Here is a 15,101-nt window from a genome sequence, read left to right as displayed (position 1 = left end):
GAGGATGGGAGACCGACGACCGACTGTAGACGACCGGCTACACGCGGATCTCCCGCCGCAGCCCGCTCGCTCGGAGCACCTGCCGTGCCACGCCCGCGCGTACCGCGTCCTCGGTTCCGATGATCCGCACGTGCGACCGCGCACGCGTGATCGCGGTGTACAGCAGTTCGCGGGTGAGCAGCGCCGATCCGGAATCGGGCAGCACCACCGAGACGGTGCCGTACTGACTACCCTGGCTGCGGTGGATCGTCATCGCGTAGACGGTGCTCACCGCGGGCAGCTGACTCGGGCGCAGTTCGAACGGCGTCTCGCCGCGCGCGAACGCCGCGACGAGTTCGTCGCCGCGCCGCACGACCACGCCGGTGTCGCCGTTGTAGATCTGCATGTCGTGGTCGTTCGCGGTGACGAGCAGCGGCCGGCCGGGATACCAGCTCTCGGGATCGAGGCGCTGCCCCACGGCCTCCCCGATCCATTCGGCGGCCTGCCGCGCCCACCACTGCACACCGGCCGGGCCGTCGCGGTGCGCGCACAACAATCGGTGTTTCTCGAAGCTCTTCAGCGCCGGATCCACCTCGCCCGCCTCGGCGGCCTTGGTGACCTCCTCGGCGGAGCGGACGATGTCGTCGCGCAGGGCGTCGAGATCGTTGGGAGCGAGGAACGACACCTTCGGATCACCGCTGCGCAGGATCCTCAGTACCTCATCCGCCTTACCCTCGCGTACCGCAATGGCCAGGTCCGCGATCGCTTCACCGAACCTGCGTCCCCGACTGAGGCGCACAACGCCGCCACGCAACCGGTCGCGCTCCTTGTCCGAGAAGCCCTTTTCCTTGGCAGGATCTCCAACCGCTGCCAGATCGCGGGTGACGACCCGCTCGAAGACCGGATCGAGGGTGCCGCTGACCGGTCGCCCCACGAGGTCGGCCAGTACCGCACCGGCGTCGACGGAAGCGAGCTGGTCGGGGTCGCCGACGAGGACGAGCCGGGTGTCGGGACGCACCGCCTCGAGCAGGCGGCACATCATCGTCAACGACACCATCGACGTCTCGTCGACGACGATCACGTCGTACGGCAGATGATTGCCCGCGTGGTAGCGGAAGCGGGTGCGGCCGCGCTGCCAGCCGAGCATGCGGTGCACGGTCATGGCGGTGAGATTCGGCGGCAGACCCAGCTCGGTCTCCTGCTCGCGCACCGATTCCTGCAGGCGCGCAGCGGCCTTGCCGGTGGGAGCGGCCAGGCCGATGCGCAGTTCGTGACCGTACAGGCGGGTGAGCAGCGCGAGGATCCGCGCCACGGTGTGGGTCTTGCCGGTGCCCGGTCCGCCCGCGATCACCGCGGTCGGGCGGGTGGCCGCGAGCGCCGCCGCGACGCGCTGACGGTCGGGTGCCGACGCGGGCCGGGTGGGATCGTCGGGATGGTGGAACAGCTCGTCGAGCGTCGCCGCGATGCGCTCCTCGTCGAGGTCCGGGAAGGTCGCCGTACGTTCGGCGAGCACCCGGCGGATCGTCTGCTCCTGCCGGAAGTACCGGTCGAGATACAGCAGCGGACCTTCCGCGGTGTCGACGAGACGCAACGGACGCAGAGGCCCGCGGTCGCCGCCGACGACGAGAGGGCTGCGACGCAGCGCCGCGAGCACGTCCTCGTCGCGGGGCCACGGCAGGCTCGCGGGATCGACGACGGGATGACCATCCGCGTCCTCCTCGACCGTGACCTCACGGAAACGCGTGAGGTCGAGGCACACCGACCCGGAGCGCACGGCGCGCACCGCCAGCGCGGTGGCGAGATGCACGTGCGGGTCGTCCTCGCCGCCGAGCGCCGCGAGTCGCAGGGCGACGTGCACGTCGGCGGCGGAGAGTGCGCCCACCTCGTTGAACTGCCGCAGAGCGCCCTTGCCGCGCTGGGCGATCCGAACGTCGGTCATGGACTCGATCACGAGATCACGGCCTTTCCGGCGAGGAGGTCGGACAGGTCGGTGACGAGGCCGGCCGGCGGGTGCCAGTCGAACACGCCGCTGCCGGATGGGCTGTCCGGTCCGGCCATGCCGCGGACGAACAGGTACTGCACACCACCGAGATGGACGTGCGGGTCGTAGTCGCGCATCCGCCACCGCAGATAACGGTGCAGGGCAACGGAATAGAGCAGAGCCTGCATCGGATAGTGGGCGCGGAGCATCTCCGCTGCCATCGACTCGCGGGTGTAGTGCGCGGTGGTCAGTTCGTCGACGGGCGCGAGCCGGTTGGTCTTGTAATCGACGACGACGAATGCCGGCCCCTCGGTGCGCAGTACGGCGTCGATACTGCCGTTGAGGTAACCCCGCAGCGGCACGGGTTCGAGGGTGCGCACCCGATCGGCGTAGGCCGCCATCGGATCGTCGGCGGGCAGGTGCCGGCGCAGCAACCCGCCGACCGCGTCGAGGGTGACGGTGACGGGCACCGGACTGTCGCCGCCGGTCAGCGGCAACTCGAAGTCGAGTTCGGAGAGCCGGTCGGAGGGAGCGAAATCCGCGAGGGTCCGGCCGAGCGGCCCGAGCGGGGTGCGCATCACCGGGAGCAGCGCCGCCGCGAGCTGCGCGGGGTCGATCGGCGACATCTGGCGACGCACCGTCTCGCGGCAGCAGTCGAGCAGTTCGGCCTCCAAATCTGGGGCGGAGGTGTCGACGACCTCGAGGACGGCGTGCACCAGCGTGCCGAAAACGGTGCCGCCCGGCAGTCCGTTCATCGGTGACGGGATGCCTTCCCACGCGGGTTCCGTTGCGCTCAGCGGAGGCTCGTCCGGCTCGTCGATCGTCACCGGCTCCTCCACCTCACCGCTCACCACCGGTGCATCGTGCACCGAGGCGGTGAGCGCCGAATAGGAGGTCCTGCGCCAGTTCTCGTCGACGACCCGATCGAAACGGGCGGCGGCAAGAGGGCCGGTCTCCACTCGGGGGCGGGTCCAGCGCAGCACCGGAATCGGATGCGACCCCACCGCTTCGGCGGCGATGACCCCACCGGCGCGCACAGCCCACCGCTCGAATTCCTCGGCCATGGCCTCGTCGTGACCGATCCGGCCCTCCGCGGCGACCTCGGGCGAGCCGGGCTCGCGGGCGAACAGCAACCGGTGCAGCGGCGACCGCGAGGTGGGAGTGGACGGCGCCCACCAGAGAGTGAGCGCACACTGCGCGCGCGTCACCGCCACGTACAGCAGGCGCAGTTCCTCCCCCGCCTCCTCGAGTTCGTGCTGACGACGCCGCGCGACGTAGCCGGGACCGCTCTTGCCGCCCACGTCGAGGATGCGTCGGCCGTTCTCGTGCAGCAGCAGCTTGTCGGGCTCGGGGTTCTTCGCGGCATCCCACCCGTACGGAACGTGGACGACGGGGAACTCGAGTCCCTTGCTGCCGTGCACGGTGAGGATCTGGACCGCCGCGGCGTCGCTGTCGAGACGCCGGATCCGGTCGGCCCCACCACGGTCGGGGTCGTTGATGCGATCCTCGAGCCAACGGGTGAGCGCGGCCAGCCCCAGCGACTGTGCCGAGGCGACGTCCTCGAGCAGCTGCGCGACGTGCCGGATATCGGTGAGGGTGCGTTCCCCGGACGGCTCGTCGAGGAGGCGGGCCTCGACCGAACCGAAGGACGCCAGTCGCTCGAAGACGGCGGCGAATCCGGTACGGGCGTAGACGTCGTTCAGTTCGCGCAGCAGTCCGCCGACCTCCACGACCAGCGCTTCGCCCTCCGAATCGATGTCGGTCATCGTGCGGCCCAGCAGCGGAGTGAGCGCGGCGAGCCGGACACGATCGGCGCGATGGGGCTGCTCGAGCGCGTAGAGCACCCACAGCCAGTGCTGCGCGGACGGTGTGGCGAACACACTCGTGCCCCCGGCGACCACGCACGGCACGTTCGCCTTCGTCAGAGCGTCGTGGACGAGCGTCACCTGCTTGTGCTTGCGTACGAGGACGGCGATGTGCCCGGGTTGCACGCGTTCGGGGCCGGAACCGAGGTCGACGGTGACGTTCTCGTCGTCGAGCAGGCGCACGATGTCGGCCGCGACGTCGCGGGCGACCCGCCCGCGCAGGCCGTCGAGATTCTGCGGGAAACCCCAGTCGTTGAGCGGACCGGCACCGGCACGGGGCAGGTGGCGCACGCGCAGGGGCGCGATGCCCGAGAGCCGGGAATCGGCGGCCGCCGCCTTCACCGGGTTCACCACGATGCGCGGATCACCGAGGGTGGCACCGAGATGGACGTGTTCGAGCGCCCGGACGAGATCGCCGTCGCTGCGCCAGTTGGTGGTCAGCTCGCAGTAGGTGTCGGATTCGGAGACGGCATCGAGATAGCTGAGCACCTCTGCGCCGCGGAAGGCGTAGATGGCCTGCTTCGGGTCGCCGACGAGCACGAGCGTGCTGTGCCCGTGGAATGCCCGGCGCAGGATCTCCCACTGCTTGGGGTCGGTGTCCTGGAACTCGTCGACGAGGACGACGGAGAAACGCGCGCGCACCCGCCGGCAGGCGGCGTCGCCGTGCTCCGGATCGCCGAGCACCGCGTGCAGCAGGGACAACTGGTCGTCGAAGTCGCGCAGTCCGAGCCGGCGCTTGCGTCGCTCGACCTCCTCGCGGACCGCTCGCGCGAACTCCACCCGTTCACCGGCCGCGGTGCCGTCGGCATCGTTCGGTGCGAGTTCGGCCTGCGGGTCGAAGATCGCCTCCTTCGCGGCGACGGCCGCCTCGGCGTAGGTGATGGGGGCTTGTCCCCTGCCGTAGCGCCGCAGGTAGAGATCGGCGACGACCTCTGCTCGCAGGTCGTCGACGTCCTCGACGACCGTGACGTCGGGTTCGCGTTCGCCGGCGATGCCGAGTTCGTCGAGCATGCGGCGGCAGAAACCGTGCGTGGTGGAGATGGTGCCGGAGTCGAAGTCGGACAACGCCTGTCGCAGCCGGGCCCGCCGCGCGTCGACGTCCTCGCTCGCGAGATGACGGACGAGCATGTCGTTGCTCGCCCGTGCACCGTCGGGATCGGCGAGGGCGGTGGCGACCTGCGCGAACCGGTTCCGGGTGCGTTCACGCAGTTCCTGCGTCGCGGCCCGGCTGAAGGTGACGAGCAGCAGGTCGGACAGGCGGGCGTGTCCTTCGGCGACGAACCGGGTGGCGAGCCCGACGATCGCATATGTCTTTCCCGTTCCCGCGCTGGCCTCGAGTACGGTGGTGCCGCTCGGGAGCGGGCCGAGCAGATCAAAGCCTGCCGGCGGCGGGCCGCCCGCGTCGCGGGGATCGGTGATAGCGGTGTCGGGCACGCTGTGTCCTTCTCTCACGGGCGTCCCTGGTTCTCGGAGGCGAGCAGGGGTTCCCACAACCGTCGGGCGAGCACACCGAAACGGCTGGGGTCGTCGAACCAGCCGGCCTCGACGCCGTCCGGCGCGTCGGCGGTGAGCCGGCCGAGCGTCACATCGGGTCCGTACAGGTACTGCACGTGACGGTCCTTGCCGTCGCCGAACGCGCCACCGAACGCCTTCCCGGCGGCCGACAGTGCCATCTCCACGGAATCACCGCGGTGGCGGCGATCGGCGTACTCGGCCGACGCGCCCGTCACGAGCGGCAGCGGCCGGCACAGTCCGTGGTCGCGCAGATCGACGAGTGCGGCGAGCAGCGCGACGGGATCGGCGGGAGCCAGAAGGGTCGAGCGCCAGGCCGGATACGAGCGTGAGCGGCTGCGTCCCGTGGTCACCGCACGCCACTGCCCGGGATGACCCGAGGCGACGACGGCGAGCAACCGGATCCATGCTTCGAGCCGGTGTTTCGGGGACAGCTTGGAATACGTGCTGCGGGCCAGCACCTCGCCGTGCACACCTCCGACGGTTCCGGTGAGCCGACGGCCGTCGCCGAGATCCACGCGGATGTCGACGGTGCGGGCCTGCCCGGTGTGCACACCGGCGCAGGCGTGCACGAGGCGTTCGACGTTGTCGCTCACCGCGTCGAGCGTCTTGCGGCCGAGCGCGAAGGGTGGGAGCGTGCCGCGCCGCCACTCCGCGTCCTGGAAGGCGCCCGCGGACATGCCCGCCAGCCGCGCTTCGAGCATGCGGTCGCCGAGCTGCCACTGCGCGAGACCGTCGAGCTCGACGTCGAGCGCGTCGGCGATGCCCTCGTCGGTGTCGGGGATACGCAGGCCCAGCCGCTGCCGGAGGAATCCCTGCGTCGGATGTGTCAGGAAGGCGACGAGTTCGTCGAGATCGACATCCGTGCGCGCCGGGGCCGGAAGATCGTCGACGAGGAGCGCGCCCGGTCGGTCGCGCGCGGTCGAACCTCCTTGCCCGGCACGGGCTCCCGCGAGTGCGGTGACACCGAACCCGAACGGGTCGTCGGCCCGGAAGTTGCGCGGATCGAAGGGCTGCAGGGGATGTCGCCGAACGATGCGTTCGTCGTCGACGTCGACGCCCGTCATCGTCGCCACCACGTCGCGCACCTCGGTGAGCGGAATCGCCGGTGGGCGCAGCGCTCCGGTGACAGCGTCGGCGCCGGTGTGGAACAACAGCACCCGTTCTTCCGCGGCCATCAGCGCGTCGAGGAGCAACTGCCTGTCCTCGCTGCGCGGATCACGCTCTCCCACACAGGGATTCTGGGTCAGGACGTCGTCGCCGTCGATGTGGGCCGTGCGGGGGAAGACGTCGTCGTCGAGACCGAGGAGCACCACCACACGATGGGGCACCGAGCGCATCGGCACCATCGTGCACACGGTCAGTTCGCCGGTCCGGAAGTTCGAGCGCGACGGACGCCCGGCGAGCCGGGAGGAGAGCATGGATCGGACGTCGCTCAGGGACAACCGCGTGTCGCCGGCATGCTCGACGGCGTCGCCGATCTCGCGCCGCGCGCGGGTGAGCTGCCATGCGTCGGCGGTGGGAACGTCGGTGAGCAGGTCGATGCCGTAACCGAGTTCGTCCGACCACCGCGCCGCCGGATGCGGGCCGCGCAGTCGGAGCAGCACCACCGTCAGCCGGTCGATGAACTCGGCGAACCGACCGGCGAGGTCGATGTCGTTGCTGTCGACGTCGTCGAGGGGCAGTGACAGCGACAGCCACTCCCCGTCCGCTCCGTCGGCGGCGACACCGAGAAGGATGCGGTCGAGTGCCGCCCCGAAGGTGTTCTGCATGAAGTCGCCGAGACCGAAGCTCTTGCGCTGCCACGGGCCGAGACCCCAACGGGCACCGGTCTCGGTGGTCCACTCCTGCAGGCGTTCGAGCTCGTCGTCGTCGAATCCGAACTTGCGGCGCACCGGGGCGGAGGCGGCGAGATCGAGGACCTCGCTGGCGGTGACCCGGCCGTCGGCGAGCGCGAGCAGTTCGGACACCACCGCAAGCACCGGATCGGTGCGGCGCAGGCCACGATCGGCGAGACGGACCCGCAGCGTGTGGCCGGGATGCTCACCGACTCCGGCACCGAAGGCGGCGTGGACGAGCGGCGCGTACGTCTCGACGTCGGGGCACATGACGACGACGTCGCGCGGTTCGAGCGTGGGGTCGTCGCGGAACAGGTGCAGCAGGCACTCGCGGAGCACCTCGATCTGTCGGGTGGGGCCGTGGCAGGCATGGATCATCACGGTCCCGTCGGGCGCGGCCGATCCGCGTTCGGGGGCGCGGTCGTCGCGGAGATCGGCCTGCAACCGGCCGAGGAGCGTCGACGGCGGCCGGGGTGAGGGATGGGGAACGTCGGTGCACTCGAGGCCGGAGAGCCGGCTCTGGAGTTCGCGCACGTCGCGGCCGAGCGCGGCGAGCAGCGGGTGCTGCACCCCGAGGGCACTGTGGTCGTCGGCGCGGCGCATCGACGCCGGGCGGCGGGTCAGTCCGTCCCACATCACCGGGCTCGGGTGCGGGAGCCAGATGTGCACGTCGCGGTGGTGCCCGAGCGCGGACAGCACCTCGACGAGGGCGGTGTCGAGCCGGGTCGGACCGAAGATCGACAGTCGTTCGGGCAGGTCGACGACGTCGGGGTCGTTGCGCAGCCGGCCGCACAGTTCGTCGAGTCGCTGCGACGGGCTGTCGACCCCGATGCGGGCGCGCAGCCGTCGCCACAGCTCGGCCTGCCAACGCAGGTGGTCGTCGAGGGGCGCACCCGTGCCGTCGGTGTCGTTCCCCGCCGCCCACTGGGCGATCATCCCGGGGCGCTGGAGTCCGTAACTGCGGAGCAGGCCGGTGAGATGCGCTGCGGTGGCGTACCGGCGTCCGGCCCGGTGGTCGTCGGCGCCGTGGCCGAGATGCCGCGCGAGGGTGGCGCACCACGGTTCGCCGACGCACTCGTCGATCACCCCGAGCAGCGACCACAACATGCGGGAGGGATGCCACGGATCGTCGTCGGCGGTGATGCCGGAGGCCGCGGCGAGCGCTTCGTCGACGAGGCGGGACGGGGACGGGAAGTCGATGTTGGCGGCCACCCCGTCGCCGGCGGAGGAACCGAGCATTCCCGACAACCGCTGGGTGAGCCATCTTTCGACACCGCGCGCGGGCACCGCGACGACCTCCCGCGCGAACGGATCGTCGAGGGGCTGGGCGAGCACCTCGGCCAGCGCATCCGCCAGGATGCCGGTGCGCTCGGCACGGTGCAGTATCAGCACGCGTCGCTCTCCCTCGTCGTCGCTCGTTCCGTCGGGTACGGCTTATCACACCGCCCGGACAGGCGACTGCGCCGCAGGTCGCGGGTGCATGCGGCGGAGGGTCGGCAGGCAGGACCTGCCCGGAACGGTCAGGTCTCCGTCGAGATGTCGAACAGCGACAGCTGGTTCCTCGTCATCTCGGCGGTGACATCCGCGTGGTATCGCTCCCCCAGATTCTGTGCGACATGAGCAGGGCAACCGAGTTCGCTGCCGATCTGCTCCCAGGTGTATCCGGCCTCGCGGCGTTCCCACGCGTAGCCGCCGTCCTCGTCCCACGGCATCGACATGATCCGATGGTGGCCCGGGTCACACCACTCATCAACGACCCGACCCGGTGTGTCGTCGACGAATCCTGCGGGAACGACGATGCCGCCGCACCTCCGGAGAGGAACGGCGGCATCGGAACGGATGACGGCCCACCGATCGGGAGCCGACCGATCAGGCGACCCCTCGGGTCAGTTCTCGGTCAGCCACTTGTCGATGTCGGTCCGATCGTTCTGGACGATGTTCTCGACGAGCTGGACGATCAGGCCCTCGATCTGCCCGCCGACGACGGGGACCTTGACGGTGGCCTCGCCACGCACCTCGATCTCGGTGCCGCCGGCCGCGTTGCCGCGCAGCTCCGAACGGGCCGCGATCGTGATCGGCAGTCCCGACGTGCTGCCCGCGAGGGTTCCCTGCGCCGCACCGCCCTCGAGTCCACCCCACTCGTCGGTGCGCTCGATGATCAGAGGTCCTCGCACCACGCCCCGGACGACGGCGGGCAGAGCGGAGGTGTCGATCTGGTCGGAGACCTTCGCGCGGAAGGTTCCGGGGCCGGAGCCGACCTCGAGCTGCCCCACGCCGGTTCGGCTCGCAGCCAACCGACTGTTCCAGAAGTCCTCGCTGGTCAAAGCGCCGTGGACGCGTTCGACGCTGTGGTCGAGCGTGGACGTGAAAACGAATTCCTTGGACATGACCGGAGACGATAGCCTCCCGCCCGGATCTGGACGAAACGGGCCTACCGGTGACGCTCTGCCACGTCAGAGAACAGCGACGAGAGGCGCCGCCACTCCTCCGACGACCGCCACCAGAGCGAGCCCGGCCGCCAGAGATCCTGCGACCACCGCGGCGGCTGCGAATCCGCAGACGGCGAGGACGACGAACATCAGCAGACCCGCGATGGGGTGCTCGAGCAGAGCCGGCAGCTCCTCCGTCACCGGCGGGTCCGCCTCGTCCGGCGTCGCGTCCACCGACTGCGGGGCCATGTCCACCGGCTGCGGGGCCTCGACGGGCCGCGCGTCGATCGTCTGCGCCGGAGTCTCGGCCGGCTGCGACGGAGCAACCGTCGCCGGAGCGGTGATCACGTCCGTGGGCATGACGGGTGCTGCCGTGGTCATCGTGTCGTCCCCGCTTTCCTTCGTACTATTTGCGGCCGTCTCACGGTCGCCGGTCACCTGAGTGGTCAGGCGGACCGCGCCTCGTCCCGGCCTCCGATCTCTCACGTCAAGGTGTGCTCCGAAGTTTCCCCGCGAGTAACCGGCTCAAACCGGAACCGGTGTGACTCACGTGCGCCGAGTGGTCACTACAGCAACGAACCCAACCAGGGGGTGTGTTATGGATCACATAGACGTTAGCAGTTCCGGGGGTCGGGTAGCCGACAGTTGTCACGTCATTTTCTCGATGGATGTGAATTCGTCGGTAGATCACCGACTCTTCCAGTGCGAAGGAGGCGAACGCACGTTGACAGAGAACCGAACTCCCGCGTTGCTCACCCAGTTGCGCACTCTCCACGAACTGACCCATGCAGAGACCCAGGTCGCCGAAACGCGTGTCGCGCAGGCCCGAACCGAAGCGGTACGCAAGGAGCTGACCGAGAACGCCGAGAACTGCCGCATCCGTGCGGTGGCGATCGAAGAGGCGATCCGCGATCTGGGCGGACTTCCCGATGTGGTCGGGCCGTTCATCGGCCGCGCCGCCATCATGGTGAAGACCCTCACCGAGCAGGCGCAGCCGTTCGACGAAGCACTGCTGTCCGACCTCGCCCTCGAACATCAGCTCCTCGACCGCGCCCGCTACGTGAAGGCGCTGGCCACCGCAGGCGGACACAAGTCGATCGTGTCGCTGGCGGACCGCCTGATCACGGCCCACACGGCGACGGTCGAATGGCTCACCACCGTCATCGCGGAGGAAGCGCTCGGCGGCCCTGCCGCTCTGCGTCGCACTCCTCTGCAGGCCGCGGCCGGCGCAGCGGTGCGCTTGGTCAACACGCCGGTCACCTGGTCGGCGCGCAGCATCGATCGAGCGATCGACGTCGCCCGCTCGACGCGTCCCCGCATCGAATCGCTGCTCTCACGCGGCGCACATGCCGGTGACGTCGCAGCCAAGACGATCGGCGCCTCGCGCGACGCGGCTCTCGAGACGGCCGAGCGCGTGAGCCGTCGTGAAGGTGCGGACGGCACCGCCGACGCCCTGCACAAGGCACGCAGCGCCTCGGGTGTCCTCACCGAGGAGGAGCTGCCGATCCGGAACTACGACGATCTCACCGTCCCGAAGGCGGTGGCGGCGGTCAAGGAACTGACCGAGCCGGCGGACATCCGGGCGATCGTCGCCTACGAGGAAGCGCACAAGGCACGACACGGCGTGATCTCCGCGGCCCAGACCCGTCTGGCCGCCATCGCTCAGGAGGTGGTCGGCGTCTGATCCGCCGCACCCCACAGTCACGTCACACGATCGCCGGGTCCCTCGTGGGCCCGGCGATCGTCGTCACTCCTCGTGTCGGCCCCGCTCACAGCGGGTACGCGACCTCTACGTTCATTCGAAAGGACACACCATGACCCGCATCCTCTTCGTCGTCAGCTCCGCCGATCATTGGACGTTGCAGGACGGCACCCGCCACCCCACGGGCTTCTGGGCGGAGGAGCTCGTCGAGCCGTACACCGTCTTCGACGAGGCCGGCTACGACATCACCGTTGCCACTCCGGGCGGCCGCACGCCCGTCGTCGACCAGGCCAGCCTCGAACCCGACGCTGCGGGCGGCGAGGACCGCGTGGCCGAGTTGAAGTCGTCGCTCGAGAAGCTGCAGCCGGTGCTCGCCGGTGCGGCGGTGCTCGAGGACCAGCGAGCAGAGGACTTCGACCTGCTGTTCGTGCCCGGTGGCCACGGCCCGATGGAGGATCTGGCCGTCGACGAGCGGTTCGGTGAACTCGTGCGGCACTTCGTCGAGGCCGACAAGGTCGTCGCGATGGTGTGCCACGCCCCGGCGGCCCTGCTCACCGCCCACGAGTCCGGCGGCCGTTGGCTGTTCGAGGGTTACAGCCTGACGGCGTTCACGAACATCGAGGAGGTCCAGGCAGGACTGGCCGACAAGGCACCCTGGCTGCTGCAGGACCGACTCCAGGAGGCGGGCGCGGTCTTCTCGTCCACGGACGCCTGGCAGCCGCACGTGGTGGTCGACCGCGTCCTGTACACGGGCCAGAACCCGGCCTCCTCGCGGCCGCTCGCCGAACGCGTCGTCGCCGAGATCCCCGCGCGCGCTACGTCGTGACCTTGCGGACGAAATCGATCGTCCGCTCGAGCGCGGCACGCGCATCCGGTGTCGACAGATCGAACTGGTACTCGTGTGCCAGTTCCGGTGTGTGATCGTCCGGATAGAACAACGCATCCACCTGCACACCCAGTCCGGTGAGCCGCTGCGCGAGCCTCTCGGACTGGGTGGCGGTGAGCGGATCGGCGTTGCCACCGGAGATGTAGGTGGCCGGGAAGTTCTCGGTGACCGAGTTCAACACCGACATCTGGCCCGCCGCATCCGAAGTGGCGAACTCCCGGGCGCCGGTGTAGGCCCACATCGCCTGCTCCACGCCCCATCCGATCAGCCCGCCGCTCCCACCGATCGCGGACACGTCGTAGATGCCGCAGTTGAGCACGACACCGCGAACGTTCTCCGGAGTGAAGGCCGGGTCGACACCGAGGGTCGCGGCGTAGTCCGGGTCGGTGACCGCCGCGGCGATCTGCGCGGACAGTTGCGCCCCGGCCGAGTCGCCCGCGAGCACGATCCGGTCGGTGTCGATGTGCAGTTCGTCGGCGTGCTCGAGCAGGTAGCTCTGTGCGTCGACGAGTTGCCGCACCGGAGTCGGGTAGCGGTGTCCCGGTGCGAGCGAGTAACCGACCGACACGACCGTGAATCCGGCCCCCGCGAGACGCCGGTAGTAGCCCGCGTAGTTGGTGCGGTTGCCCGACAGCCACGCGCCGCCGTGCGTCCACACGATCGTCGGCAGCGCCTCGGTGGTCCCCGGCGGTGTGTATACGTCGAGGTAGGCGTCCGGGTCGTCCTCCCGATAGTGGAGGTCGGCGACGAAGTCCGTCTCCGGAGCACCCACCGCGAGCTTTGCGGTCTGCTCCCGCGCGTCGCGTTCGAACACCTTCCGCACCACCAGTGATCCCGGCACGGGGGTGAGGACGAACGCCGCCGCCACGACGACGAGCACCACGACGAAGACGATCAGGATCCATCGACCGACACGCCGACGCGGCGCTCTGTCCGTACTGCCCTCCGACACCTGTCACTCCTGCCCGGTCACGATGCGCCCGGGTGGATCCGGACCGAACGATCATGTCAAACAGTGCGGCGGGATGCGGGTTCTCGGGCGCGGGGTCGACCGTCAGGGCTGTTCGCTCAGCGCCTGCAATCGGGTCTCCTCGAGGTCGAGGCGGCGCTGGGCCGCACCGAGTGTCTGCGAACTGTAGGTACCGCGCGCCCGGGCCTCGAGCAGGGCCCCGCGTTCGGCCGCGATGGTGAGCAACCGCAGCCGGATGTACTGCTCGCGCCGTTCGTCGTGGTCGGGATCCGGCGACGACGCGCCGCGTTCGTCCCGCACGCCGATCAGGCTGTCCGCCCGGACCCGCTCCACGGTCTGCGGATCGACTCCGGACGACGACCCGGTGAGCTCCTTCTCCCCCGCGTCGGCCAGCTCGGCGAGCAGCGTGCCGTATTCGGTCCGGAGGCGTTCCTGGTCGTCGGCCGGGATCTTCACGAGCCGGATCACCGCCGGCAGTGTCAGACCCTGCAGCAGCAGTGTGGTCATGGCGACGACGAAGGCGATGAGGATCAGTTCGGCGCGGTAGGGCGTGTCGCTGGGGAGCGACTGGGCCGCTGCCAGTGTGATGGCCCCGCGCATCCCGGACCATGCGAGCACCACCCCGCCGCGCCATCCCAGTTTCTCCGTGACGAGGAAGTCCGCGTCGGCGGTGGCGCGGTCGAACCGTCGTCCGATGTATGCCCTCCGGCTGGCAGGAACATCGGCGTCGGCGAAGCGCTGCGCGATCTTCTCGCGGCGCTGTTCGAGCACCGGGAGCGCTTCCGCAGCTTTCCGCTCGTCCCGTTTGAGGACGGCGACGAGCGGGACGACGAAGAACATGCGCACCGCGATGACGAACGCGCTGGCGACGAGGCCGATGAGCAACCCCTCCGTGGTCGACAGTCTTGCCTCGTCGACCTCGTCGAGGAGATGTTCGAGGCTCAGACCCATGAGCAGGAAGATCGCCGATTCGAGCAGGAAGGCGACGGTCCGCCAGTTGACCTCCTCGGTGACGCGGTCCGCGGCACGCAGGTATTTCGGGCCGAGATGTCCCGTGACGACCCCGGCGACGACCACTGCCAGCACGCCGGAGGCACCGAGTTCCTCCGCGGGTACGAAGGCGACGAACGGCAGGATGAACGACGCGGCGGTGTTGAACACCGCGTCCTGGAACAGACCTCGGATGCGGACGTTGACAAGCCCGACGACGATGCCGATGACCGTGGCGACCACGACCGAGTAGAAGAAGTCCCCGGCGACCTGCCACAGCGAGACCGCTCCTGCCATCGCGGCGATCGCCGAGCGCAGCAGGACCAGCGCCGACGCGTCGTTGACGAGACCTTCGCCCTCGAGCACGGTGAGCAGGCGTGACGGCAGACCGAGCCGGCGGCCCACGGAGGTGGCCGCGACGGCATCGGTGGGGCTGACGACGGCGCCCAGCGCGAAGCACGCGGCCCATCCGAGATCCGGGATGAGCAGATGGAACAGCACTCCCGCACCCGCCGTGGTCACGACGACGAGGAGTACCGCGAGTCCGCTGATGGCCTTGAAGTTCCGGCGGAAGTCCTGGGCCGGCATGCTCAGCGCGGCCGAGTACAACAGGGGCGGAAGGATGACGGTGAGAACCAGTTCCGGCTCGATCTCCACATCGGGGACACCCGGGACGAAGCTGAGCACCGCCCCGACCACCACCAGACCGAGCGGCGCCGCTACTCCGAGGCGTTGCGAGAACGCCGCGACGCTCACGATGCCGGCGATGCCGACCACTGCCATGAGAACCAGATCCATTCGGATCATTGTGCTCGCTCACGACCCGTCGACCGTGGACCGGCTCGAGTGGGGTTCGTCGCGGTCGGGCGTATATCTCGGGCTTTCTCGTTGAATGAGAAGGTCGATCCTCCGGGTCGTCATCGCTCCCAGACTCGTGGGACACATCGGT

The 15,101-nt window shown here is 69.7% G+C and carries 10 protein-coding genes; 2 read left to right on the top strand and 8 right to left on the bottom strand.

The features are described from left to right. Positions 1–37: 37 nt before the first annotated feature. From recD to CKW34_RS06035, 6 genes are all read right to left on the bottom strand, one after another. The gene (recD, locus tag CKW34_RS06060; RefSeq protein ID WP_059381609.1) at positions 38–1,918 is read right to left on the bottom strand and encodes an exodeoxyribonuclease V subunit alpha; all 1,881 of its coding nucleotides are present in this window, start codon (positions 1,916–1,918) and stop codon (positions 38–40) included. 8 nt (positions 1,919–1,926) lie between these two features. After that, the gene (locus CKW34_RS06055; RefSeq protein ID WP_059381541.1) at positions 1,927–5,259 is read right to left on the bottom strand and encodes a UvrD-helicase domain-containing protein; all 3,333 of its coding nucleotides are present in this window, start codon (positions 5,257–5,259) and stop codon (positions 1,927–1,929) included. A gap of 14 nt (positions 5,260–5,273) precedes the next feature. Continuing rightward, entirely contained in the window at positions 5,274–8,567 is a 3,294-nt protein-coding gene (recC, locus tag CKW34_RS06050; protein ID WP_059381542.1) for an exodeoxyribonuclease V subunit gamma, read from the bottom strand. 128 nt (positions 8,568–8,695) lie between these two features. Beyond that, the gene (locus CKW34_RS06045) at positions 8,696–8,893 is read right to left on the bottom strand and encodes a hypothetical protein (protein ID WP_059381543.1); all 198 of its coding nucleotides are present in this window, start codon (positions 8,891–8,893) and stop codon (positions 8,696–8,698) included. Between the two features lie 168 nt (positions 8,894–9,061). Continuing rightward, entirely contained in the window at positions 9,062–9,562 is a 501-nt protein-coding gene (locus CKW34_RS06040; protein WP_059381544.1) for a DUF2505 domain-containing protein, read from the bottom strand. A gap of 66 nt (positions 9,563–9,628) precedes the next feature. Then, positions 9,629–9,985, bottom strand: a complete 357-nt coding sequence (locus CKW34_RS06035; RefSeq protein WP_059381545.1) for a hypothetical protein — start codon at positions 9,983–9,985, stop codon at positions 9,629–9,631. A 289-nt stretch (positions 9,986–10,274) separates the two neighbouring features. Here CKW34_RS06035 and CKW34_RS06030 point away from each other — a divergent pair, with 289 nt between their 5' ends. Next, entirely contained in the window at positions 10,275–11,288 is a 1,014-nt protein-coding gene (locus CKW34_RS06030; RefSeq protein WP_059381610.1) for a hypothetical protein, read from the top strand. A gap of 130 nt (positions 11,289–11,418) precedes the next feature. Continuing rightward, positions 11,419–12,132: a type 1 glutamine amidotransferase domain-containing protein gene (locus CKW34_RS06025; protein WP_059381546.1), complete on the top strand. Its 714-nt coding sequence runs from the start codon at positions 11,419–11,421 to the stop codon at positions 12,130–12,132. On the opposite strand, the gene CKW34_RS06020 is transcribed toward CKW34_RS06025, so the two are convergent. Together CKW34_RS06020 and CKW34_RS06015 are read right to left on the bottom strand one after the other, a co-directional pair. Further along, on the bottom strand, positions 12,122–13,144 hold the full coding sequence (locus CKW34_RS06020; protein WP_059381547.1) for an alpha/beta hydrolase: 1,023 nt from the start codon (positions 13,142–13,144) through the stop codon (positions 12,122–12,124). The genes CKW34_RS06025 and CKW34_RS06020 overlap by 11 nt on opposite strands. Before the next feature lie 102 nt (positions 13,145–13,246). After that, the gene (locus CKW34_RS06015) at positions 13,247–14,950 is read right to left on the bottom strand and encodes a cation:proton antiporter (protein ID WP_059381548.1); all 1,704 of its coding nucleotides are present in this window, start codon (positions 14,948–14,950) and stop codon (positions 13,247–13,249) included. Positions 14,951–15,101 lie beyond the last annotated feature (151 nt).

It is taken from the genome of Rhodococcus rhodochrous (assembly GCF_900187265.1).
GTDB lineage: Bacteria > Actinomycetota > Actinomycetes > Mycobacteriales > Mycobacteriaceae > Rhodococcus > Rhodococcus rhodochrous.
The sequence above is the reverse complement of the archived record's forward strand: the minus strand, read 5'-3'. Positions and strand labels throughout refer to the sequence as shown.

Bases quoted from the DNA above. Each gene is read 5' to 3' on its own strand.
- recD (WP_059381609.1), bottom strand. From the start codon at position 1,918: ATGACCGACGTTCGGATCGCCCAGCGCGGCAAGGGCGCTCTGCGGCAG.
- CKW34_RS06015 (WP_059381548.1), bottom strand. From the start codon at position 14,950: ATGGATCTGGTTCTCATGGCAGTGGTCGGCATCGCCGGCATCGTGAGC.
- CKW34_RS06025 (WP_059381546.1), top strand. From the start codon at position 11,419: ATGACCCGCATCCTCTTCGTCGTCAGCTCCGCCGATCATTGGACGTTG.
- CKW34_RS06040 (WP_059381544.1), bottom strand. From the start codon at position 9,562: ATGTCCAAGGAATTCGTTTTCACGTCCACGCTCGACCACAGCGTCGAA.
- CKW34_RS06035 (WP_059381545.1), bottom strand. From the start codon at position 9,985: ATGACCACGGCAGCACCCGTCATGCCCACGGACGTGATCACCGCTCCG.
- CKW34_RS06045 (WP_059381543.1), bottom strand. From the start codon at position 8,893: ATGTCGATGCCGTGGGACGAGGACGGCGGCTACGCGTGGGAACGCCGC.